This window comes from Natronorubrum sulfidifaciens JCM 14089, from assembly GCF_000337735.1.
Classification (GTDB): domain Archaea; phylum Halobacteriota; class Halobacteria; order Halobacteriales; family Natrialbaceae; genus Natronorubrum; species Natronorubrum sulfidifaciens.
The window spans coordinates 43,097-64,664 of sequence record NZ_AOHX01000002.1; the positions used below are offsets into that span (position 1 = coordinate 43,097).

At 61.7% G+C, this 21,568-nt stretch carries 17 protein-coding genes and 1 pseudogene; 9 read left to right on the forward strand and 9 right to left on the reverse strand.

From position 1 onward, the window contains the following. The first annotated feature begins 59 nt into the window (after window positions 1-59). Window positions 60-1,178: a DUF354 domain-containing protein gene (locus C495_RS00445; protein WP_008158929.1), complete on the forward strand. Its 1,119-nt coding sequence runs from the start codon at window positions 60-62 to the stop codon at window positions 1,176-1,178. 453 nt (window positions 1,179-1,631) lie between these two features. Then, on the forward strand, window positions 1,632-1,883 hold the full coding sequence (locus C495_RS17470; RefSeq protein WP_152418830.1) for a hypothetical protein: 252 nt from the start codon (window positions 1,632-1,634) through the stop codon (window positions 1,881-1,883). Between the two features lie 87 nt (window positions 1,884-1,970). On the opposite strand, the gene C495_RS00450 is transcribed toward C495_RS17470, so the two are convergent. From C495_RS00450 to C495_RS00480, 7 genes are all read right to left on the reverse strand, one after another. Beyond that, on the reverse strand, window positions 1,971-3,296 hold the full coding sequence (locus tag C495_RS00450; RefSeq protein WP_008158931.1) for a hypothetical protein: 1,326 nt from the start codon (window positions 3,294-3,296) through the stop codon (window positions 1,971-1,973). Continuing rightward, entirely contained in the window at window positions 3,293-4,384 is a 1,092-nt protein-coding gene (locus C495_RS00455) for a polysaccharide deacetylase family protein (RefSeq protein ID WP_008158932.1), read from the reverse strand. The genes C495_RS00450 and C495_RS00455 overlap by 4 nt, the downstream gene beginning before the upstream one ends. A gap of 128 nt (window positions 4,385-4,512) precedes the next feature. Then, window positions 4,513-5,136 (reverse strand): metal-dependent hydrolase, encoded by a 624-nt coding sequence (locus tag C495_RS00460; protein WP_008158934.1) that lies wholly within the window; start codon window positions 5,134-5,136, stop codon window positions 4,513-4,515. A 147-nt stretch (window positions 5,137-5,283) separates the two neighbouring features. Next, window positions 5,284-6,345, reverse strand: coding sequence for a non-hydrolyzing UDP-N-acetylglucosamine 2-epimerase (gene wecB / locus C495_RS00465; protein WP_008158936.1), 1,062 nt, complete (start codon window positions 6,343-6,345; stop codon window positions 5,284-5,286). Beyond that, a complete protein-coding gene (locus C495_RS00470; RefSeq protein ID WP_008158937.1) occupies window positions 6,345-6,533 on the reverse strand; it encodes a hypothetical protein in 189 nt (62 codons plus the stop codon). Before C495_RS00470 ends, wecB begins: the two co-directional genes overlap by 1 nt. A 105-nt stretch (window positions 6,534-6,638) precedes the next feature. Next, complete coding sequence (locus C495_RS17475; RefSeq protein ID WP_152418831.1) at window positions 6,639-6,830, reverse strand: hypothetical protein; 192 nt, start codon at window positions 6,828-6,830, stop codon at window positions 6,639-6,641. A 465-nt stretch (window positions 6,831-7,295) separates the two neighbouring features. Further along, a complete protein-coding gene (locus C495_RS00480) occupies window positions 7,296-8,888 on the reverse strand; it encodes an alkaline phosphatase family protein (RefSeq protein ID WP_049890060.1) in 1,593 nt (530 codons plus the stop codon). Window positions 8,889-9,176: 288 nt separating this feature from the next. Between C495_RS00480 and C495_RS00485 the strand changes: the two genes are divergently transcribed. The 4 genes from C495_RS00485 (at window position 9,177) to C495_RS00500 (ending at window position 13,376) form a co-directional block, all read left to right on the forward strand. After that, the gene (locus tag C495_RS00485; protein ID WP_049890069.1) at window positions 9,177-10,130 is read left to right on the forward strand and encodes a polysaccharide deacetylase family protein; all 954 of its coding nucleotides are present in this window, start codon (window positions 9,177-9,179) and stop codon (window positions 10,128-10,130) included. Between the two features lie 236 nt (window positions 10,131-10,366). Then, on the forward strand, window positions 10,367-11,470 hold the full coding sequence (locus C495_RS00490; protein ID WP_049890061.1) for a Gfo/Idh/MocA family protein: 1,104 nt from the start codon (window positions 10,367-10,369) through the stop codon (window positions 11,468-11,470). Further along, complete coding sequence (locus C495_RS00495) at window positions 11,467-12,402, forward strand: DUF362 domain-containing protein (protein WP_008158944.1); 936 nt, start codon at window positions 11,467-11,469, stop codon at window positions 12,400-12,402. Before C495_RS00490 ends, C495_RS00495 begins: the two co-directional genes overlap by 4 nt. Further along, window positions 12,399-13,376 carry an NAD-dependent epimerase/dehydratase family protein gene (locus C495_RS00500; protein WP_008158946.1) on the forward strand — a complete coding sequence of 326 codons (978 nt, stop codon included), beginning with the start codon at window positions 12,399-12,401 and terminating at the stop codon, window positions 13,374-13,376. The genes C495_RS00495 and C495_RS00500 overlap by 4 nt, the downstream gene beginning before the upstream one ends. A 112-nt stretch (window positions 13,377-13,488) precedes the next feature. On the opposite strand, the gene C495_RS00505 is transcribed toward C495_RS00500, so the two are convergent. Then, complete coding sequence (locus tag C495_RS00505) at window positions 13,489-14,472, reverse strand: glycosyltransferase (protein ID WP_008158948.1); 984 nt, start codon at window positions 14,470-14,472, stop codon at window positions 13,489-13,491. Window positions 14,473-14,700: 228 nt separating this feature from the next. On the opposite strand from C495_RS00505, the gene C495_RS00510 reads away from it, so the two are divergent. Continuing rightward, window positions 14,701-15,816: a DUF354 domain-containing protein gene (locus C495_RS00510; protein WP_008158950.1), complete on the forward strand. Its 1,116-nt coding sequence runs from the start codon at window positions 14,701-14,703 to the stop codon at window positions 15,814-15,816. A gap of 533 nt (window positions 15,817-16,349) precedes the next feature. Continuing rightward, window positions 16,350-16,760: a universal stress protein gene (locus C495_RS00515; protein WP_008158951.1), complete on the forward strand. Its 411-nt coding sequence runs from the start codon at window positions 16,350-16,352 to the stop codon at window positions 16,758-16,760. 140 nt (window positions 16,761-16,900) lie between these two features. Here the strand turns inward: C495_RS00515 and C495_RS00520 are convergent. Next, window positions 16,901-17,941 (reverse strand): annotated as a pseudogene (locus C495_RS00520) (RNA-guided endonuclease InsQ/TnpB family protein); the annotation flags it as partial. Between the two features lie 283 nt (window positions 17,942-18,224). Between C495_RS00520 and C495_RS00525 the strand changes: the two are divergent. Further along, on the forward strand, window positions 18,225-21,395 hold the full coding sequence (locus tag C495_RS00525; RefSeq protein ID WP_008158955.1) for a bacterio-opsin activator domain-containing protein: 3,171 nt from the start codon (window positions 18,225-18,227) through the stop codon (window positions 21,393-21,395). Window positions 21,396-21,568 lie beyond the last annotated feature (173 nt).

The window sequence follows — 21,568 nt, forward strand, 5'->3', positions numbered from 1 at the left end:
GCTAGATAACAAACCCTCCTGATGGAATACCTGTCTCTCATGCGAGGGTGCTATTCAGCATGAACTACCTGTTTTTCACGAACACGCCGGCACACGTCCACCTGTACAAACACGCTGTCCAGCGGCTGCGTGACCGCGGCCACGAGGTCCTTGTCCTCGCTCGAGATTACACCTGCACGGTTGATTTACTCGAGTGGTACGATCTGCCCTACGTCGTCTACGGTGCCTGTGAGACGTCGAAAGGCTCGCTGTTGAGTCGGTTGCCGGCCCACTACGCCCGTGCGATCACGCACGCTCGACGGTTCGATCCGGACCTCGTCTTCGGCATGGGTGGGTACGCGGCACACACCGGCGCAGTAACGCGAACACCGACGGTGTTACTGATCGACTCCGAGCCCGCATCGTTCGATCACACGATCTCGACGCCGTTTGCCCGCACTATTCTCACACCGAATACCTTCCGGAAAGAATTGGGCGAGAACCACTACGTGTTCCCCGGATTCAAAGAGTGTGCGTACCTCCATCCGGAAACGTACGAGTCCGACCCATCGGTCAGACAGCGACTCGGCCTCGAGGCCGACGAACCCTACGCCATCCTCAGACTCAACGCCTTCGGCTCACAGCACGATGTCGGAAAACGGGGGCTCTCTGATGACGACTGTCGCCGACTCGTCGACCGACTCGGCGACGACGTGACAGTGCTCGTCTCCGACGAGGGCGGCGACACCGACCTCGAGGGGCTCTCGGCTCGCTCCTTCGATCTCCACCCCGCGTTGATGCACGACGCACTCGCCGAGGCCGACCTGCTCGTTGCCGATACGCAGACGATGGTTACCGAAGCAGCGCTGCTCGGCACGCCGGCGATTCGGTCGAACTCTTTCGTCGGCGACGACGACATGGGGAACTTCGTCGAACTCGAGAACCGGGATCTGATCTACAACGTCTCGTCGGCGGACGAGATCATCGACCGGGCGGTGGCGCTGCTCGAGGCCGACGATATCGCACAGACGTGGCAGCGGCGACGAAACGCACTGCTTTCGGACAAGGTCAATCTCACCGACGTTATCGTCGACGTGGCGAAAAATCAGGGCTTCGTCGCTGACCTCGAGGCACTCGAGCAGTTCGGACAGACGCCAGAGCCCGAACCGGTGACGTCGGTCGGTGTCGGTGGCGACTGAACGGGCTGTGAACTGATCGACTGTGTCTGTTCGACTCCAGCGTTTTTCTGACCCTGTCCGATGGACGTGACGGGACTCGACTCGCTCTGATGAGGAGTAACTGGTTCGGCAGGGACCGGATTACTCGAGTTCAGCGAGCGGATCGACGGCGAGTTCACTGGCGGCGATGTGGGCCACGGCTACACATTCGAGGCCACTGCAGACATCCAGTAGAGCACCGAGGTCCCGCTCCCAAGGAAGCGGTCAAAACGCATTACTGCACGGCAATGAGGTCAGGCGCTCCCAACGATCCCGACTGCACTATCGTTGCTAGTAGATAATCGCACGATTTCGTTATTCACAAGTGCTCTTGAAACTGAACCAGGGATTTCGGCAACTATCCGTGCGAACTGAGCGTTATTGATAGATATTCTTGGCAAAACATATAGTGATGTGTGTTAAAACAATAACAAGATGGTTTCAAACCACACACAAAGCCGTCGCTCGCTGGCACTGTCCAGTGTGGTCTATTTCGGTTCCGCCTTTGCAATCGGTTTACCCGTGATGTATGTCGTTTACGGGGTTTTTGTAGGGGTACTTAATAGCTTTCAACTCAACTGGTTAGTTACCTCTGCTGTAGGAATTACAGTCGTCGCAGCAGCATTTTTAGTCGGTATGTGGGTCGCTGGAAAAGTCGCCGAGCAGGTCGTCAATCGACTCTCTTAAACAATCCCAACGGTCTGTACCCTCCCCCGTACTGAGTGCGAGTTTCACGACCAACGCTGAATAACGAAATTGTGCTACCAACGACTGTTACTGATCGCGACTGCGCACCGCCCACAGCGCGGCGAGCAGTGCGATCGCCACGACGGCGATCCCGACCTCAAATCCGGGGATCGCCGACTCGGACCCCGTCGACTGCTGTTGGGCCACCGTGACGGCCTCGAGCGAGTCGATCTCCGCGGTGAACTGATACGTCGTGCCCGATTCGCCGCTCACCGTGGTTTCGGCTTCGATCCACTCGCCACCGCTGGCTTCGTAGAGTGCGAGTTCGTCGGGCTCGAGGCCGTGTTCCTCGAGGAGTTCTGCCTCGACGCTGACGGTGACTGTCGCCGAGGCGTTCTGGATCGAGTCGCCGGTCATCGTCAGGGACGATAGCGAGTCGACGTCAGGCGGGGCGGATGGCAGGTCGTCGGGCTGTCGGTCTTCGAACGTGACCGACGCGCTGTCTTCGATTCCGGTCACGTCGACCTGCTCGAACGTGACGCCGTCGGCCGTTCCAGCCGTTGGCTGCAGGGCGATTCGGTCCTCGGCTGTCGCACGGTCGATACTGGCGGTTGTCCCGTCGTCAGTTCGGTCGTACGAGACCGACGGGCTGTCACACGTTCCGGTCCGGATCGTGACTGGCTCCTCGAGCGATGGAAGCGCCGTGCGGTCCGGGTCGTCGGCGTCGCCGGAGAGCACTTCCCAGTCGTCGATCACACCGTCGCCGTGGAACTCGGGATCGTACAGGTCGTCGTTGTCGTAGTGTTCTGCGTCCTCGTTGAACGCCGGCTGAATCGTCACGGCGAACTCGTCGTTGAGACCACCCTGAATCGCCCCGCCGTCGGTTCTGGCATCGCTCCAAATCCAGGACGCGGAGGCCCAACCGTCACCGCTCCCCCACGTTGCCATGTTCGTCTCGCCGTCGTAGAGGTCGTCCTGGACGACCCACGCTGCCTCGGCTGGCAGGCCGACGATATCGAACGTGACAGCGCCGCCTTCGGTCTCGCCATCGACCTGATCGTGGATCATGACGAGGCTCATCCCATCGGTTCCCTGATGTAAGAAGAGCAGACTGGTGTCGTCTTCTTGCAGGTGTTGGGTGCCGTAGGAACTGTACATTCGGTCCACGTCTTCGGGATGCGTTTCGTGGTTTCGGTAGTCGTAGAACGACTCGACTGTGCCGCCAGTCGTCAGTGGCTCGATCGGATGGCAGAACTCGCCTTGCTCGACGACGTAGCTATCGGCTGGTTGAACATTTGTCGACGCGGTACCCGTATTCGCGGCGGACGGCTGCACGAAGCCACCGACGCCACCGACGCCACCGACGATCAAGAGGACGGCGACGGCGATGACGGCTAGCGAGTTCGCCCTCATACGTCGTCCTCCACGGGTGATGGGCGAGCGCTCGAGGGCGTTTCTGCCCCTCCGGGTGCTACTGGTGCCGTCTGTGCGTCTGTGGCGCTTTCGTGGTCGCTTTCTTCTGCGATTGCGTTGCGGAACGCACCGGGTGAGCCGATCCACGCGCCGAGTTCCTGTGCTCGCTCGATCAGCCAGCGATACAGCGTGCGGTGGCCGGGAAACTCCTGTTCGTTGAAATACCGTGGATGCCAGAGCACCGTCATGACGGCGTCGTTGGCCGCAGCCTCCGTCAGCAGTCGCTCACAGGTTCGGCGGGCAGCCTCGAAGCTCGTTCCGGGGTCCGGCAACGCCTGATCCATAATTGTCAGCGGGAAGACGACGAACTCGTCGTCGAACGGCCTGAGCGGCTGGTAGCCGCCGTGGAAGCCACACTCCGTCGTCGAGCCGAGACTCGTGTCGTACTCGAGGCCGATCTCCCGATGGTGGTGCCACGTCTCCGGCACTGTCAGCCGGAGGTGATGTTGGCGGCCACCGGTGACGGGGCCTCCAAGAACGGCCTCGAGAGCGGTTTTCTCTTCGTGTAACCGATTTCGATCGGTCGGCGAGTGATAGGAGCCGTGAAGGCCAACCTCCCAGCCGCCGGCGTCGAGCGCCTGAATGACGGCACTGATTTCGTTGCTGGTAATGTCGTATCGTCCGAGGTGTTGAACCCAGTTCGACGGTACCACCCACTCGCTGGCCGGCCGGTCTGTGAGCAGATGTTGCTCGTTCAGGAAATAAAACGCAGAGCGGACACCCAACTCGTCCTCGAGTTGCATAATCTCGCCGAACTGCCAGTACGGGTTCGACGAGTCCAGCGCCGTTCGGAGGTGGTAACGGGGACGTTCCTGAGTTGCGTAGTACAGCGACCGGAGGCCTTTGTGCGGCCGGTCGACGTCGTGGGTTAGACACAGCCCGAACTCGGCATCAGTTGGGAGGTCGTCGACACGCGAGAGCTGTTGGTCGTCGGACGGCACCTGAATGGTTCGGTCGTGTCCGTCGACGATCGACCTCGAGGCAGGGCCACCTCTCGAGAGCCGATCGCGCCGAATCGGTTCACTCATTACTACTTCACTATCACCGGACCCAATAGGATAGTAAACGACGACATTACGCATTCATTGGATGTCCATACCGCCAGCCGAGCGACTGTTTCACAGACGACAACGGTGTCTCGGGTATCGTTTCACCGCTATTTCCGTCCGTTCGACTCTGAGCGGTTGCGCTGCGGACGCAGGCTCGTGAGAAGCCGTTTCCCACCGAGAAGACACTCCCGAAGCACGGGTGCACCGTCTGCAATCCAGACGATCGCTGCAACCGTCGCCAGCCCGAGCTGGAGCCAGACGTACGTCGAGAGGTCGCCCGCCAGTAGCGCCTGCTGGTACTGGCTGAACAGCCGCGTGAACTGCTCGAGAAACCCCTGACCGTGGTCGTGTGCTCCGACCGTCTCGACGGGCCAGAACATCAGTTCGGGATGGTACGCTCCGCCACGGAGGTAGCCGTCGAGCACGTCCGAGGGCAAGTGCAGCAGATAGCCGATTCCGAACGCGATTCCGGCCGGCGTCCGACCGACTGCTCGAGCCACGAGCCCAACTCCGATTGCGAGCGGAATCGCAAAGAAAACCGAATGTCCCAGCGCATAGCCGGTCTGAAACACGCCGAACTCCCAAGCCAGTGGCTTATCGATGAGATCCGGGAGGACCGACGCGAACACGGCCGCAAACGCCGCGAGTCCGGTCGGCGACTCTCGGTAGTAGAGCCGACTGAACAGTGAGTAGGCGAGATAGCCGACTATCGCATGCTCCCATGGCCACATCAGGGGAACGCAGCCGCCTCGAGTGGTTAGTTATGGGCGCGGTACTGGGTGCCTGCAGCGATACGAGTCGGTTCAGCGGAAGTCTGTGGTCGATCTTCAATCGACCCCTTCGTGTCGATCGAGTCTGCGTCCGTCGCTTGAGGCCGCTTACGACTCGACCTGTTGCTCGAGGTGGCGGACGATTCGCGTCGCCGCGTTGCCACTGCCGTAGAGGTCGGGCTTTGCCGGCGGGTCGGCAGCGGCGCGGACGGCGTCGACGATCTGATCCGTGTCCGCGCCGACGAGTACGTTCCATCCGGCATCGACAGTCTCGATCCACTCAGTCGTCTCTCGAAGGGTGACACAGGGTGTATCCAGATAGAACGCCTCCTTCTGGACGCCGCCGGAGTCCGTCGCGACACAGGTGGCTCCTTCGACGAGCGTGATGAACCGCCCGTAGTTGACGGGCTCGATGACATGGGTTGCCGCGGCTGTGCGCTCCCAGAGCCCGTACTCGCGGAGGGCGGCGACCGTCCGTGGATGGGCGGGGAAGACCACCGGGGTGTCGAGGTGTTCGAACGCGTCGATGATCGACTCGAGCCGATCCTGGTTGTCCGTGTTCTTGGCGCGGTGGACCGTCGCGAGGACGTACTCGTCTGGAACGTCGGACTCCTCTGTTCCGTGCGTATGGAGCCTATCACGAATCTGAAGCAACGTATCGTACATCACATCGCCCGTGACGAACACGCCGTCGGTGATCCCTTCTTGTTCGAGGGTCGCTTTCGCGTGGGGGCCCGGCGTGAACAGCAGATCCGAGCAGTGGTCGGTGAGTCGCCGGTTGACCTCCTCGGGCATCGACCAGTCGTGTGATCGCAATCCAGCCTCGACGTGAGCGAGCAGTGGCGACGACTTCGCTGCCACGAGTGCGCCCGCGAGCGTCGAGTTGGTGTCGCCGTAAACGAGGACGACATCCGGCGATTCGTCGTCGATGATCCGCTCTAGCTCGGTCATCATCGCGGCGGTCTGGCGGGCATGGGAATCGGAGCCGACGCCGAGGTGAAACTCGGGTTCGGGCAGCGCGAGTTCGTCGAAAAACACCGCTGAGAGCTCGGTATCGTAGTGTTGACCGGTGTGAACGAGGCGTTCGTCGTGCTCGCCTCGGAGCTGCTGTGAGACGGCAGCCGCCTTGACGAACTGTGGTCTGGCACCGACGACCGACAGGACGTCCATCAGACGATCACCTCGTTCGATCGGTTGGCGTCGACGCCGACGGCGTCTCTCTCAGCACCGGGAGCGCTGTCCGCGTCATTCTCGAGTCGCCCGTGGACTACTGCTGGTCCAATCTCTCGGCGGTTTCGTCCGTTACTCGCGGTCGAATCGTCGTGCCATTGCCCTCGAATCATACTCTGGTCGATCATCTATGCCCGCGACAGACACGCTCTTAGTAAAGAGTCGAATAACAGACACTCTCTCGCAGTGGAGAGACGCACAGACTGATATGTTCGCACTCGAGTCGACGACTCCTACGGCGTTCGGAAAATCGGATCGAGATACCGGGATGGCAACTCGGTGAGTCTGTTCCACAGCCCTCGAGCCCGCGTTCGGATGGGGGCGACCTTCCCATCTGCCTCGAGGTGGACCGTCGCTGTTGACTGCGAACGTTCGGTTCGCTCGTCAGTGCCTGACGCGAACACGCTGGCCCTGATACGTGCCACGACGCCGACCGCTGTACGTGCAATGCCAAACAGTGTTTTGTACCGGTTCATTGGTCTCACGTTGGTGGTCCGCGTACTCGAGTACGCCGCGTTCGATCGGGTTCCGTCGCGGTCGACCGGAGCTGGCGTCTCGGCGGACGTATGCGCCGTGAACATGGTTCGATCGCTTAATTATAGCCATAGTTATGTATATAACGCATCGCCTACCGACCTCTCCTCTGTCGATGCGACCTCGGCAACCGGTCTGCTGTCCCGACCACGGCGGCGGGGTTGGTGAGCAACGGTCATCGACGACAGCAGCCCGGTCACGCGTCGGTCGTGGTCGACAGTTCGCACAGACTTGAGTAGTATCGTCGCCACTGACCATCACTGTACAGTCCATCGCACAATGGCCCTGCGATGGGTGTGCAAATCAGTTCAGCTGTCGTTACAGTACGGTCCGCGGCGCTCCTGGCTGGTCGGCGCTCACTCCATGTAGCCGAGTCCTTTCAGCCGATCCTCGACGTCGGTGAAGTCGTCGTCGACGCCCTCGCCGTGATCGGTTTTCGACACGCCGGTTCGTTCGACTTTGGTCCCTGCGGGTGTGCTCTCTGCGTCGAAGGCGTCGAACAGCACGCGCCCGTCGGCGTTTTTCGGAACCGGTTCGCCGATACCGTGAAGCAGGGTCGGGGCAATGTCGACGACGCGTGCACCGCGAAGCGTTGCGCCGGCGTCGACCGACGGCCCACGACAGAGGACGATTCCCTCCTTTTCGTGACTCGCAGCGTACGTCCCGGTGTCACCGGTCGGCTCACCAGTGAGTGCGTTGCGAGCCTCATAGACGCCGTGGCCGTTGACGACCAGATCCGGCGATCCGTCGTCGGTCGGGAACAGTTCGTCGCCATCGAAGACATCGAGCATCCGCTCGCCGCTGTCGTCCGTTACCGACTCGAACAGGTCGGTCAGTTCGGCTTTGATCGTCGGAATCTTATTCGGTTCGACCACACCGCTTTCGAAGCGCTCGGTGTCGTTGATATAACAGTTGCCGGCACCGTGAACGAACGCAACCGTCCGGTCGTAATCGACGTCGTACAGCGCGTGATCGCCCGGAATCTGTTCGGCGACCGAATCGACGAGCGCCCGGGGGAGCGTCGAGACAATCATCTCCTCGGAGATCCCGATTCGGTCGAGTGCGTCCGTGATACGATCCCGAGAGATGCCGAGACTCGCCAGTGCACCGCGAGCGCCGTCGTCTTCTTCTCTGAACAGGTATCCTTCCGTCTCGAGGAAGTGGTTGACGTAGACCAGTTCCTCGATCGGGCCAAAGCCGTGGTCGGAGACGACGTAGAGGTCGGCGTCGTGGCGATCCGTGTATTCTATCACCTCGCCCAAAATTTCGTCGAGTTTTTTGTAGTGGTTTCGCAGTCGATCCATATCCCAGATGAGATGCTGGAAGCGGTCAGGGGCCGTGTAGACGAAAAAGAAGAGTCGCCAGTCGTCGCCGGCCTCGTCCATCTGCAACTGCATGAGTTTCCGGCGATTTGCGAGCATGTCGTCGACGGCTCCCTCGAACTCGTCGAGTCGGTTGGCGTAGTCGGGGTAGTCGAGGCTAATCTCGTAGTCGGGAATGTGCGACTCGATCCGCGATTTGAGGTCGGGCGGATGTGTGTACGATTTTTCCGTCGATGGCGTCATCATCCCCGTTACCATCGTCCCATCGATCTCCTTGGCGGGATAGGTCATTGGGACGTTGCCGACGTGGGCTGGTTCGACCTGCTCCCAGAGCGTCGGCTGCTGGAGATCGTGGCTCGTGTACATCTCGTGGGAGTAGCCGGACGAGAGGTTTTGAAAGCCATAGATCCCGTGTTTGTCCGGCCACACACCCGTCGCAATCGATGGCCACGCCAGCGGTGTCGTTGCGGGCTGTGTACTCTCGAGCGTTCCGGACGCGCCCTCATCACGCATTCGGGCGAAGTTCGGGAGTTCGCCCTCGTCGCTCCATTGCTCGATGAGTTTCCACGGTACGCCGTCGAATCCGAGCACGAATGCTCGCTCGGCTGTCGGAGAGGACCTGCTCATGATTGGATATTGAGACGTCGAAGACGCCTGCTGTCCTCCAGATACCGAGATGACCGCTTTGTTATGGGGAGATTTCATGCCACACTGTACCGGTGTGTGGTCGATTTAGTCGTTCTACTGCCGAAATTCACTAGATAGTGTACGACGGGTTTCGTTCCCCGTACTGACCCACTACGTCGCCCGTTATCGAAGCTATCAGCAACGAAAGGTAACCCATAACAAAACCGTCCGTCGGACAGCATCGCTCTATGAGCCACATGCTATGGGTGTCCGCTGGTGGTGGATACTGTGGGTAGCGTCGTGCTCTCCCTCGATGCCGAACTCGGCTGGGGGTTTCACGATCTCGAGAGACTGCCGATCGAGCGGGTCGAATCGGGTCGTCGCGGCTGGACAGTGATGCTCGAGTTGCTCGAGGAGTTCGACGTTCCGGCGACGTGGGCCGTCGTCGGCCACCTCATGCTCGAGTCCTGTGACGGGACCCATGCCCAGCACCCGGCCCCGGATGGCTGGTTCGAACGCGAACGCGGCGAGTGGCAGGATCGAAAGGACCTGCGATTCGGCTGTGATCTGGTGACTGCCCTCCTCGAGTCGGACGTCGACCACGAGTTCGCCAGCCACACGTTCTCGCACGTGCTGTTCGGCCATCCCGAGACGGATCGGGAACTCGCCGCTGCCGAACTCGAGCGGAGCATCGAAATCGCGACTGAGTGGGGCTGTTCGTTCGAGTCGTTTATCTATCCGCGAAACGCCGTTGGCCATCGCGATGTCCTCGCGGAGTACGGTGTCTCGGCTTATCGAGGGTGGACCCCGAACCGCGAGGGTGCACGCGCCGTGTTCGATTCGATGGTTCGCGATCAGTCGTTGCTCGTCGACCCCTACATCGACGACTACGGGCTGGTGAACGTGCCGGCATCGCTGTTTCTGTTCGGGTTCGAAGGGACGGCTCGGACGCTTGCGGAGTCGATCTGGACAGATCCGATGGTCGCCCTTGCTCGCCGCGGTATCGACGAGGCTGTGACTCACGACGGCACGTTTCATATGTGGCTGCACCCGAACAACCTGACGACCGAACGCGATGACAAACGAATGCGGGCGATTCTCTCGTATCTCGAGCGTCGTCGCTCGGAGTCCGATCTCGTCGTCGAAACGATGGCCGATGTGACACGTCGAGTCCGGCAATCACGCGGTGTCGATGGCGTCTCAACTCGCCTCAACACCGAGGCGAAAGCGAGCTGGAACTGAAGTCGTCCTCGAGCGTGACGGCCGCAGTCGCGCGACTGCTCTTCGAAGAGTGCTGTCCAACACCAACAGTATGAACGGTCGTTAGCAAGGTGCTTGTCCGCTTAGCTGGACGACCAGCGCCGTCCCAAACCCGTCGTCGGTATGTGAACGGAGAACACGACCGATCCGAAGGGGCGTACTACAGCTGTGGATATGAAAACGATAACAAAGCCCGCTCCCGGCCCGGTCTGGAGCAGATGCCATCAACACTTCTCGGTCGATGGGCCGACTCGAACGCACTCTCTCTTGGCGTCCTTGGTGTCGGAAACATCGGCATGGTTCACCTGAAATCGGCACTCGCGATGCCCGACGTCGACGTCGTCGCGGCTGCTGATGCGCTCCCGGCGAATCGCGACCGGGCCGAACGCGCCGGTGTGGCCCGCACGTACGACGACTACACGACGCTGCTCGAGGCCGAAGACCTCGACGTGGCGGTCGTCGCGCTCCCACCGTTTCTCCACGCCGACGCCGTTGAGTGTGCCGCAGACGCTGGTGTCGACGTTTTCGTCGAGAAACCACTCGCTCGCTCGACTGACGAAGCCGACGAACTGCTCGAGACGGCTCGTGAGGCGAATATCGCCGTCGGCGTCGACCACACGCTTCGCTACCAGCCCGATATGGCTGGCGTCAAGGACGACTACGACGACGGCGCTGTCGGCCACGTCCCGTACGCCTCGATCACGCGGCTCAACGACCACCCACTCGGTCGGCCACCCGCCGACGACGCGCCGCCGGAATGGCCGCTCGATCCCGATGCCGCTGGTGGCGGCTCGCTGATCGAACTCGGCGTTCACTGTTTCGACGTCCTCGAGTGGCTCTTTGGCGACCTCGAGGTTCGGGACGCGACGATGGGACAGAGCCTCGACATTCCCGCCGAAGACGCCGCGACGGTGTTGCTTCAGGCACCGGAGACGGGGACGGCGATCACGCTCCACTGTGGAACCTACCAGTGGGAACAGCTTCCGGAAGTCAATACGCGATTACGGCTCGAGGGGATCACGGGGACGATCAGCAATCAAGATCATCTCCCCGAGAACTTCTATGCGAGTGCAGCGACGTCCGCCCTGTCGAACGTCGCAAGCCGGCTCACTGGCAGTGGACCGGACGTCTTCGGCCCGACGTTCTACTTGCAGGCTCACTACGACGCGCTGGCGGACTTCTGTACTGCCGTTCGCGAAGGCGAGACGCCGCCAGTCGATGGGGCCGACGGCCGGCGGACACTCGAACTCGCCGAGACCGCCTACGAACTGGCCGAGGCGGCCGAGAGCGACACACTCGAGGTGCCGGAGGTGATGACGTGAGCGTCCACGTCGCCACCGTCGACGTTCCAGAGCGACGCGGCGGCTGGACGACCGATACCGACCGGCGGCTAGCCCTTCTCGAGTCGCCAGTTCGCGCCGTGCTCGAGCCGTATGCAGACTCGCATTCTGACGTCGACCGAATTACGCTCGTTCCCGACGCTCACTACCCGTTCCATCCCTCATCGGGGATGGTCACCGATCCTGCCGTTGTCGGCTCGATCGCTGCCGTGCTTCAGGCTCAGACCGGGGCTGACATCGCCGTTTCCGGGGCGACCGACGACACCATCGCGTTCGACCGCGCTGCCGGCTATCTGGGGTACCCCTCCGTTCTCGATCGGTTCGATGTCGACCTCGTCGACCTCGCCGAGGAGTCTCGACGGGACTGTGTCGTCTCGGTTCCGGAACAGCAGCTTTCGGTCTCCGTCCCAGATCGACTGCTCGAGAGCACTGTAATCGTCGTGCCGACGTTGCGCCCCACTCGAGCCGGCTCCGTCGCTGGCGGGATACGAACGCTCGGCCGACTCACCGCCAGCGTCGCCGACGCTGATCTGACTGCTCTCGGCGCGATGCGTGCGATCGAGCCCGCGTTCTCCGTGCTGGACGCGACGACTGCCTACGGCGGCGACCCGATCGCAGCCGACACGTTGGCGACGGGACCGACACCACAGGTCGACGCGATCGGTGCGTCGTTGCTCGATCGCTCGCTCGAGTCGGACCCGGTGCTCAAACACGCACTCGGTGCCGACGAGCCGTCGATCACTGTCGAAAGCGCGACGGGCGACGATGTCGACCTCACAGCACTGCGACGGCGGCTGCCTGATGGCGAGTTGCCGCCGCCGGATGACACGCACCCGGCTGTCTCGACTGCCTATCGACTGTACGCGGCGGTAGCCGGTGACGCCGTCCCGCCACAACTGGAGCAACGCCGATGACGGACCACACTGCAGCCGTCACCGGCGCGACGGGCTTTCTCGGCTCGCGACTCTGTGAGCGCTTGCTCGAGGATGGCTGGGACGTTCGTGGCCTGAGCCGGCCGACGTCGGATCGTGGCGACCTCGAGGGCGTCGACTGGCACGTCGGCGATCTGTTCGACGACGGGACGCTACGATCGCTGGTCGACGGAGCCGACGTGGTCTTCCATCTCGCTGGCGTCAGTCTCTGGAACGCCAGCCCCGAGACGGTCGAACGGGTCAACGTCGACGGGACCCGAAACGTCATCGAGGTCTGTCGCGACTGTGAGGCTGGGCGACTCGTCTTTACCAGTACGGCCGGGACGCGCCGACCGCCCGACGATGCCGTCGTAGCGGACGAAACCGACGTCGCCACGCCCGTCGGGGCCTATCAGTCCTCGAAAGCACAGGCTGAACAACTGGTCGACCAGTACGCCGAGACCGACGGCGACGCCGTCACCGTCCATCCGACGTCGATCTTCGGCCCCGGTGACGAGGCCTTTACCGCCCAACTGCTGTCGATGGGACTCGAGCCGACGATGCCTGCCTATCTCCCCGGTGGGCTGAGTATCGTCGGTGTCTCGGACGTCGTCGATGGCCTGCTCGCGGCTGCCGAACGCGGCACGAACGGCGAGCACTACATCCTCGGCGGCGAGAACCTCACGTACAATCAGGCCGTCTCTCGGATCGCCAACGCCGTCGACGGCTCGCCCGCCCGAATCCGCGTTCCGGCGACGGCGATCCACGCTGCCGGCCCGGTCGCCGAAGTCGCGGGTTCAGTCGCCGGCGTCCGGATGTTTCCCTTCGACCGACAGATGGCCCAACTTGCGACCCAGCGGCTGTTTTACTCCTCGAGAAAAGCCAGCGACGAACTTGGGTACGAGTACCGGCCACTCGAGGACCAGCTCCCCGAGACGATGGACTGGTATCGGTCGGAGAACTATAGTCGCCACTGACTGTCACTGCACACCAGATCGCACGACTACTGCGCGATCTGTGTGTACATCGTTTCAGTTGTTACTATAGCCATTCCGTGTGCGTTTCGTGCGTGAGACGTCGGATTTGCCGTCAGCGATGTCGCTGCATGACTGCGTCGACGGCAGCCGTCACCCGTTTCGGTCGTCCCGCATCCGCAACTCGTTCGTAGACCTCGAGCAACTGATCCGTGGTTCGTTCGATACTGACCTCGTGGACAGCCTCGCGGCCGTTCGAGCGTTCCTCGCGTTGGAGGACGTCGATCAGCCCGTCGATCAGTTCCTCGTCGGTCGTCGCGACGTGAGAGGGAGAGACTCCAGCTAGCCGTTCGCGAACGTCGCCGACGTCGGTGGCGACCACGGGCAGGTTACAGGCCAGCGCCTCTTTCACCGAGTTCGGCGACCCCTCGCTGTCGGAAGTCAACAGCAGCGCGTCTGCAGCGTTCATGTAGTCCGAAACCGCGTCGTGATCGACGCCGTGGACGACGCGGAGTTCGACGGGGCGCTCGAGCAGGTTGTCGACCACCGAGACGATGCGTTTCGCTCGTGGGTAGTTTTTGACCGTGCGTTCGGGTGGGTACGGAAAGAGTACCTGATAGGCGTCGCCGACATCGTCCCAGCCGACGGCCTCGCGGGCCCGTTCCTGTGGTTTCGGCTGGAATCGTGCGACATCGACGCCGTCGGGGATCACCCGACAGTCCTGTCCCAGTTCCGTTCGCATCCCCTCGGACATGACGATTACCTCGTCACACAGCGGCGCAGACGCGACGCTGATCGGTTTGACGGGACCGTGAACGTCCGAGCCCCACAGCGACAACACGACCGGCGTCTGACGCTGTGCAATCGCCATTGGAGCCGTCAGCCCGTAGTGTGCGTGAATCAGGTCGTACCCGTTGCCCGCTTCGGTGATCACCGACGGCACGGTGCGGAGGTAGTCGGTCGGCCCCCGTGCGGTGTCGGCGTCGACCTCGCCGGCGACCGATAGCGTCGAAAACGAGACGCCGCGATCCTCGAGAGCGGCCATCTGCTGGGTCATGAAGGGGGCGTCGGCGTGTGTCGTGAGTGTGAGGACGTGCATCTCGAACTGCCGGAAAGAGGGGCTGTAGCCGTTTTGTTATCCAGTCTGCAGCGTCGATGGCTCCGCCGTCAATCCCGGAATACGTGCTGTAACGGTTCGTTCGCTGGCGATCACTGGCGGGTTTTCTTCACATACACGCATATGTCCGTTTCCGGCAGTCGCGGCGTGTTGCCGTCTCGAGCCGTAGCAATACGATTACAAAGCACCGACGGCGGCTATCTCGATTCAATGCGGATCCTCGTCTTTGCGAACACGCCCGCGCACGTTCATCTGTATCGACACGCCGTTGATCGCCTCGAGTCTGCAGGCCACGACGTGCTGGTCTTGACTCGAGAGTACGCCTGTACGACTGACTTACTCGACTTTTTCGGGATGCCGTATCGGGTGTACGGCACACACGGAACCGAGAGCTACTCGAAACTCAGGTTCGCCCGTGAACTCGGTGGCCAGTTCGTCACGATCGCCCGCGAAGCGGTCCGATTCGATCCGGACGTCATCTTCGGTCGGGGACCGTACGCCGCCTATGCGGGCACGCTCACTCGGTCGCCGGTTGTGCTCGTCCTTGACGACGAACCGGGTGATTTCAACCACACCGTCTCTCGTCCGTTCGCGGAGACGATCCTCTCACCGGCGGTCACCCGCCGTGATCTCGGCGAGAACCACTATACGTTCACCGGATTCAAAGAGTGTGCGTATCTCCATCCCGACGTCTTCTCCCGCGACGAAAACGTCCGTGAGTTCCTCGGCGTCGGCCCGGATGAGCCCTACGTCATCGCTCGATTCAACGCCCTCGATGCGCTGCACGATGCAGATATCGAAGGCTTCTCTCCCTCCCAGCGACGTGACCTGCTCGAGCGACTGAGCGAGCACGCGACCGTCTTCGTCTCGGACGAAGGGGGTCGGATGGAGTTGCGGGACCTACCCGCCCGGCCGTACGATCTTCACCCCGCCTTGATCCACGACGCGATGGCCGAGGCGTCACTGCTGGTCGCCGATACGGGCACGATGGCCACCGAAGCGGCACTGCTCGGGACGCCCGCGTTCCGGTATCGTGGAACGGACACCCACGAGTACGGCGAGTTTCAGGAACTCGAGCGCGCGGGGCTGGCAGAGCAGTTCGACGAGTACATCGACGTTCGCGAGCGCTCACTCGAGATCCTCGCTGACGACGACGCGCCGGCTCGCTGGCAACGGCGGCGACAGGAATACATCGCAACCCTGACGAATTTGGCCGAGTTGCTGGTTGCGGTTGCCGAAGCTCGCGGATCGATCGACCGACTGAGTCCGGCGATACGGCAGACGGTCCAACCTGTTCAGCGGGAAACAGCGTGGCCGGAACAGTAGAGCGAAGCACGCTTTCTGTATTTAGAACATCCCGGGCAACTCGTGTCACGTGCAGGTGAAGCCATTAACACCACGGCAATCAGAATCTACGTTAATTATCATTTTGATTGCGGTTGCGTCGTGGTTGAGCTTTCCTGAATAGCGGCCTCGCAGCTACCGACAGTCCGATGAATAAGATAAAAAATGTGATTCCCAGCCATGAAGCTGGCAGTCCGAGGAGATATACTCCAACAGTTCCGATGAGTGCCAGCACGAGAACTGTTATAAGATCTAAATGAACATCTCCGAAAGCACCAGTGACCTTCGAATCACCGTACATATCATACTCTTCATTTTATTCATATATATGCATGGTGTATAACCCGATATCGGATTTTACATTTAGATCTGATAACAGATACTGAAGCCGTATTACCAATTACTGGTACCCGTACTGTCAACTCCTGCTGGTAACAGTCGGCCTCGAGCCACGGGGACCCGGAGACGGCAAGTCCGGGATGTATCCGCGTCTCCGTCGAATGTCTAGCCACACGATGTACCAGGATCTGTTGCTCGCCACCGACGGGAGTGAGGGCGCTCGCCAGGCCACAGAGCATGCGATCGAACTCGCCGCCCAGCTCGATGCGACCCTGCACATCCTCTCGGTGTCCGAGGAAGGACCGCACAGTTCGGAGAAACAGGATCGAATGCGCACTGATCCGGAATCCGAAGCTACCGACGCGCTCGAGAACGCCGACCGAGCAGCCACCGACGCGGGCCTCGAGACGACGACGACCGTCCGCCACGGGGTCGCACAGGAGGAAATCGTCGCCGTCGCCGAGACGAACCCGATCGATATGATCGTCATGGGAACTCACGGTCGAACCGGCCTCGATCATCTGGTCGTTGGGAGCGTCGCCGAAGAGGTCGTCCGAAACGCACCGGTTCCGGTCGTCACGATATGAGAGCGGACCTGAGCCTGCGCCTCGTGTCTCCGACTGATCGCGCTTTGTCATACGGATGCTGGTAGCACAGCCTCTCCCGTGTCCGAACGCGCCTTGACATCCTCCCCGCTGAAGGGCGAGAATTCCCGAACATTGGGATATTAAGGTTCGCAACCCACCTGTTCACTCGGTGCGAAACGCCCCGAGGTTTGGTTGAACAGGTAGGCTACTGGCCGTGCCAAACGACCGTTACTCATATCCCCCGAAGGAGGATTCTGAGTTATCTTTCTCCGAATGTTCACCGCGCCATTCACGTCCGCGTTCATCGTCACACCACACGACTCACAGACGTACAAGCCACGCTCTACACGATTCGCGTCACGCTTCCGACCACAGCACGAACACGTCTTGCTCGTGTCGCGCTCGCTCTTGCGGTCGACGAGAATACCGTGTTCTTCGGCCTTGTATTCGAGCAACGTGGTGAAACGGTCGAACTCCCAGCCGTGGAGTTTCTTGTTCCCACGCTTACCCCAGTTTCGAGACTCGCCGTTCTCGTCCTCACGAATCTTGCTCAAGTCACCGATAGCGATACGACCAACATCATGGTCGATACATCGCTCAACAATGTGTTTGGCGAGAGCGTGCAGGAAGTGGTTTTTCCGACGCGAGAGTTTCTGCCGAGCGCGAAGCGCACGGCGTGACGGGCCGTTCTCACCTTCCGTGTCGTACTCGTCGCGGGTGAAGTAGTGCTTGTCTTGATTCAGCACGTTCCCCGGATACAACTCGGCGTCCCCATTGTCGTAGGCGGTGGCGAGGTAGTTCTTGATACCGGGGTCGATTCCAGCGGTGTTGTCGCCGGGGGCGTCCTCGACGGAGATTTCGACCTTGCAGACGAGATGGAGTTCCCAGCGGTCGTCGTTCCAGACGGCACGTACTTGCTGGATGTTCTCCACGATTACGTCCGGGCGTGTCTCGTACTCTACGAGGATGAAGTCCGAACGGTGTTGTTTGAGGTTGAATCCCTTACTCAGACGGAGTTTGTTGTGTTTGGAATCGTGTTTGATGCCGTTTTGCTTCCACGTCACGGTGGAGCGTGGGTGGTTGTCACCTCGCTTCCGGTAGCCGGGTGGATTCGCGTCTGTGTCCCCGTTTTTGCGCTTTTTGAACCAGCCATTGAACGACTCAGCAAGCTCTTCTAGGATAGTGGTTGTGCGTGGAATATCCAGTCGTGCAGTAATCGGTAGAAGGCGTCATCCCGTGACGGCGCGTATCCCTGCCGTAAACGGCGAGGTTTTGCGCCTGTTCATCTCATAATCCGGCACTACTCGAGGGTATGGAACTGATAATTAACCAGTTCGCACTGCAACACCGCGTCATCGTGGCCGTTCGTCGTGCGAACTCCCGCAGTCGATCGCTGGCTGAGCAGCAGCCACCTCCCCTCGAGCGACCACGCTGGCGACCATCTCGAACGACGGTGAGCGGCCGGTGAGCGATGAGTCGACTGCTGCTGTCGGCGATGTCGTTCGCGTGCTCGTCGTCGGCGACTCGAGGCCGGTCGATGCGGCGATGGACGCACTGTCGTCGCAACTCTCCTCCATCTCGCTCGTCAGGGAGCGAACGCTGTCGAGCGCCGTTGAACGACTGACACAGCTCGAGATTCACTGTGTCGTCTGTCCGTTCGAGCTGTCGACACTCACCGCGCTTCGAGAGCGAGCCGATGCCGTGCCGATCGTCGCTGTCGTCGACAGCGAGACGGTCGACGAGGAGACGATCGAACAGGCACTCGAGGCGGGGGCAACCGACCTCGTCGAATCCGATGCGCCACGGTCGCTCGTCGCCACGCGAGTCAGCAACGTCGCGGCGCGGTCCCGACTCGAGGGCACGTCTGATCAGCGCAGTCGGTCGATCCTCGAACGATCCGACGCGCTCGTCTTGGTGCTCGACGAGGCGGGTTCGATCGCGTACGCAAGCGCAGCTGTCGAACCGCGGCTCGGATATACGCCGGCCGAACTCGAGCGAACGGCCCTCCCACAGCTCGTCCATCCGGACGACCGCGAACCGATCGAGAAGACGCTCGAGACCGTGTCAGCGGCTGCGTTCGGTGCGACCGAGCGGGTGGCCGTGCGGCTCGGTCACGCCGACGGCACGTGGCACGCGTACGAACTGACCGTCACCAATCGGATTGCCGACCCGCTCGTCGATGGCCTCGTGGCGACGCTCTCGGCGACCAGTGTCGCCGAGTCAGCCGACGACGCTCGGACGGCGTTCGAACGCCTCGAGGAGCCGGTGTTCACGCTCGGTCCGCAGTGGGAGCTTCGATACGCAAACGCGGCCGCACATCAGCTGTTCGATCCCGATTCGGCTCCCGAGCCCGGAACCGTCGTCTGGGATCTTCTCGACGACGCCATCCGAGAGCAGTTCTACGAACGCGTTCTCGAGGCGACAACGACGAACGCCACCGTCGAGTTCGAGACCATCGTTCCCACACTCGAGACTCGGTTCGTGGTGTCCATCTACCCCGGTGACGACGGCGTCACGGTGGCTGCACACGAGACACCCGACGCTGAACCTGTCGGGGTCGATCGGGAGCGGTTCGACCTCCTCGAGTCAGTCGTCGACACGCTCGATGACGGCCTGCTCGTCCTCGAGGGGGCGACGATCCGGTTTGCCAACGCGACGCTGTTCGAGCTTGTAGCTGGTGACACGCTCGTCGGCCGCGAACTCGATGCCGTCTTCGATGACGACCTCGTGGCGGCAGTTCTCGAGCGCGCGCAGTCGCCGGTCGTCAGGTGGATGGACCCCGTTTCGGGCGCACTTGTGGCTGGTGACGCTCGCCGTCCGGTCGACGTGTTCGTCGCACCGCTTCCCGGCGACGACCGAACTCTCTGTGTCGTCCGCGATAGACGCCGCTCACCGGCTGCGTCCCTGTCGACGATTCAACGCATGATCCGCGAAATGGGTGACGCCGAGAGCCACACCGCCGTTCGGCAGTCGGCCGTCGACGCGATGGTGGAGTGCTCGGAGGCCGATCTCGCCGGCTGGTATCTCGTCGAGGAAGCCGTCTTCAGACCGGCGGCCGTCGCCACTCGAAACGAGTCCAACGCTGTCGACCTTCCGCCGATCGAACGTTCCGGTCTCGAGTTGTTCGAGCGTCTCGAGGCCGAGACAGCCGGTGCTGGAGAGTGTGTGATCTTCGATCGGCCCGACATCGAGCCAGCGCTCTCCCGCGCTGGACTCCGAGCCGAGCGGGTGCTTGTCGTTTCAGTCGCCGATCACGGCGTTCTCCTCGCGACGAGTCCCGATCCGATGGCCTTCGAGGCACGCGAGCAACTTCCCGTCGAAATCGTCGCTCGAGCGGCGACGAGTGCACTCGACGCCCTCGAGTGTGAGTCGACGGTCCAGCGTCAACGCGGTGACCTCGACCAACTCGAGACCGCGGCAGATCGGTGTCAACATCTACACGAAAGCGAGCGGACGCTGTTAGCCTGTGACTCTCGGGACACCCTCGAACAGCGCCTCTGTGACGCCCTCGTTTCCCTCCCGTTCGACGAGCTGTCAGGGTCGATCGAGCAGGCATGGGTTGGCGACAGTACGACCGGTTCGGAACGAATCACGCCGAGCGCGTGGGCTGGCCGGAACGGTGACTTCGTCGAGTCGATCTCGGTGCCGATCAGGGGTGTCGATGAGCCGCCCCATCCTGCAGCACAGGCAGCCGAAACCCTCCAACCGGCGAGTATCGACGACCTCGACGCTGAGGGTATCGATCAGGCGTGGCGACGTCGCACGCTCGAGGCGGAGTTTCGGTCCGTGCTGAGCGTGCCACTCGTCGTCGATAACTTCTGTTATGGGACGCTGACTGTCTATGCGGATCAGCCGTCGCTGTTCGACGCCAACGTTCGACAGCTCTGTGTCCACCTCGCCGCGGTCGCCAGTGCCACCATCGCGTCGATCGAACGGAAACGCGCGTTGCTGGCCGATCGCATCACTGAACTCGAGGTCGTCATCCGGGACGAGTCGGCGGCGCTGTCGGCGCTTGCACAGCAGTTCCAGCGGCGGCTCGACGTACAGACGGTCGTCCCCCGGTCGTCAGGCGGCTCGACGGTGTTCTGTACGGTTCCCGATGTCTCCGAAGACGAAATTCACGCCGCCATCGAGTCAGTTTCGGGAATCGAATCGGGCCGCCTCGTCGGCGAGCGTGCCGACGAATCGCTGCTCGAACTCGTCCTCGCCGACTCGTCCGTCGCGGAGACGCTTGCGACACACGGTGGCGTGTTGCGATCGGTGACGCCGGTCGACGACCGAACGCGGCTGGTGATCGCGCTCTCGAGTACCGTCGACGTCCGATCGTTCGTCCGGATGCTCGAGCGAACCCATCCGGGCGCGGAGTTGCTTGCTCGCCGACAACGCGATCGCTCCGAGCGCCCGGTCCGCGCGTTCGATGCCGAACTTCGAAGTCGGCTCTCGGAGCGCCAACTTAAAACCCTCGAGACGGCGTACTACGGCGGCTTTTTCGAGTGGCCTCGAGAGAGTACCGGCGAAACGATCGCCGATTCGCTCGGCGTCTCTCAACCGACGTTCAGTCGTCATCTCCGGCTTGCCCAACAGAAGCTGTTCGAGCTGTTGTTCGATGAGCGCGACACCGGACACCGCAACTGAGCGCTCATGCACTCTCACCGTACGACGGTCCTTCGATGTATCTCTCTTAGATCATCCCGTCTGCTGTCCCGAGCACGGGTGTGCGGCGGGCCATGCCGCCAGCAGTCCGTCTCAGTCACACCAGTAGAACGGCGATCATCCAACGAACCGCCCTGTCTTGCCCGCCAATCCGT

What these genes read in the sequence shown, in the direction of transcription:
- C495_RS00445 (WP_008158929.1), top strand. Translation starts at nt 60, where the DNA reads ATGAACTACCTGTTTTTCACGAACACGCCGGCACACGTCCACCTGTAC.
- C495_RS17470 (WP_152418830.1), top strand. Translation starts at nt 1,632, where the DNA reads ATGGTTTCAAACCACACACAAAGCCGTCGCTCGCTGGCACTGTCCAGT.
- C495_RS00450 (WP_008158931.1), bottom strand. Translation starts at nt 3,296, where the DNA reads ATGAGGGCGAACTCGCTAGCCGTCATCGCCGTCGCCGTCCTCTTGATC.
- C495_RS00455 (WP_008158932.1), bottom strand. Translation starts at nt 4,384, where the DNA reads ATGAGTGAACCGATTCGGCGCGATCGGCTCTCGAGAGGTGGCCCTGCC.
- C495_RS00460 (WP_008158934.1), bottom strand. Translation starts at nt 5,136, where the DNA reads ATGTGGCCATGGGAGCATGCGATAGTCGGCTATCTCGCCTACTCACTG.
- wecB (WP_008158936.1), bottom strand. Translation starts at nt 6,345, where the DNA reads ATGGACGTCCTGTCGGTCGTCGGTGCCAGACCACAGTTCGTCAAGGCG.
- C495_RS00470 (WP_008158937.1), bottom strand. Translation starts at nt 6,533, where the DNA reads ATGATCGACCAGAGTATGATTCGAGGGCAATGGCACGACGATTCGACC.
- C495_RS00480 (WP_049890060.1), bottom strand. Translation starts at nt 8,888, where the DNA reads ATGAGCAGGTCCTCTCCGACAGCCGAGCGAGCATTCGTGCTCGGATTC.
- C495_RS00490 (WP_049890061.1), top strand. Translation starts at nt 10,367, where the DNA reads ATGCCATCAACACTTCTCGGTCGATGGGCCGACTCGAACGCACTCTCT.
- C495_RS00500 (WP_008158946.1), top strand. Translation starts at nt 12,399, where the DNA reads ATGACGGACCACACTGCAGCCGTCACCGGCGCGACGGGCTTTCTCGGC.
- C495_RS00505 (WP_008158948.1), bottom strand. Translation starts at nt 14,472, where the DNA reads ATGCACGTCCTCACACTCACGACACACGCCGACGCCCCCTTCATGACC.
- C495_RS00510 (WP_008158950.1), top strand. Translation starts at nt 14,701, where the DNA reads ATGCGGATCCTCGTCTTTGCGAACACGCCCGCGCACGTTCATCTGTAT.
- C495_RS00515 (WP_008158951.1), top strand. Translation starts at nt 16,350, where the DNA reads ATGTACCAGGATCTGTTGCTCGCCACCGACGGGAGTGAGGGCGCTCGC.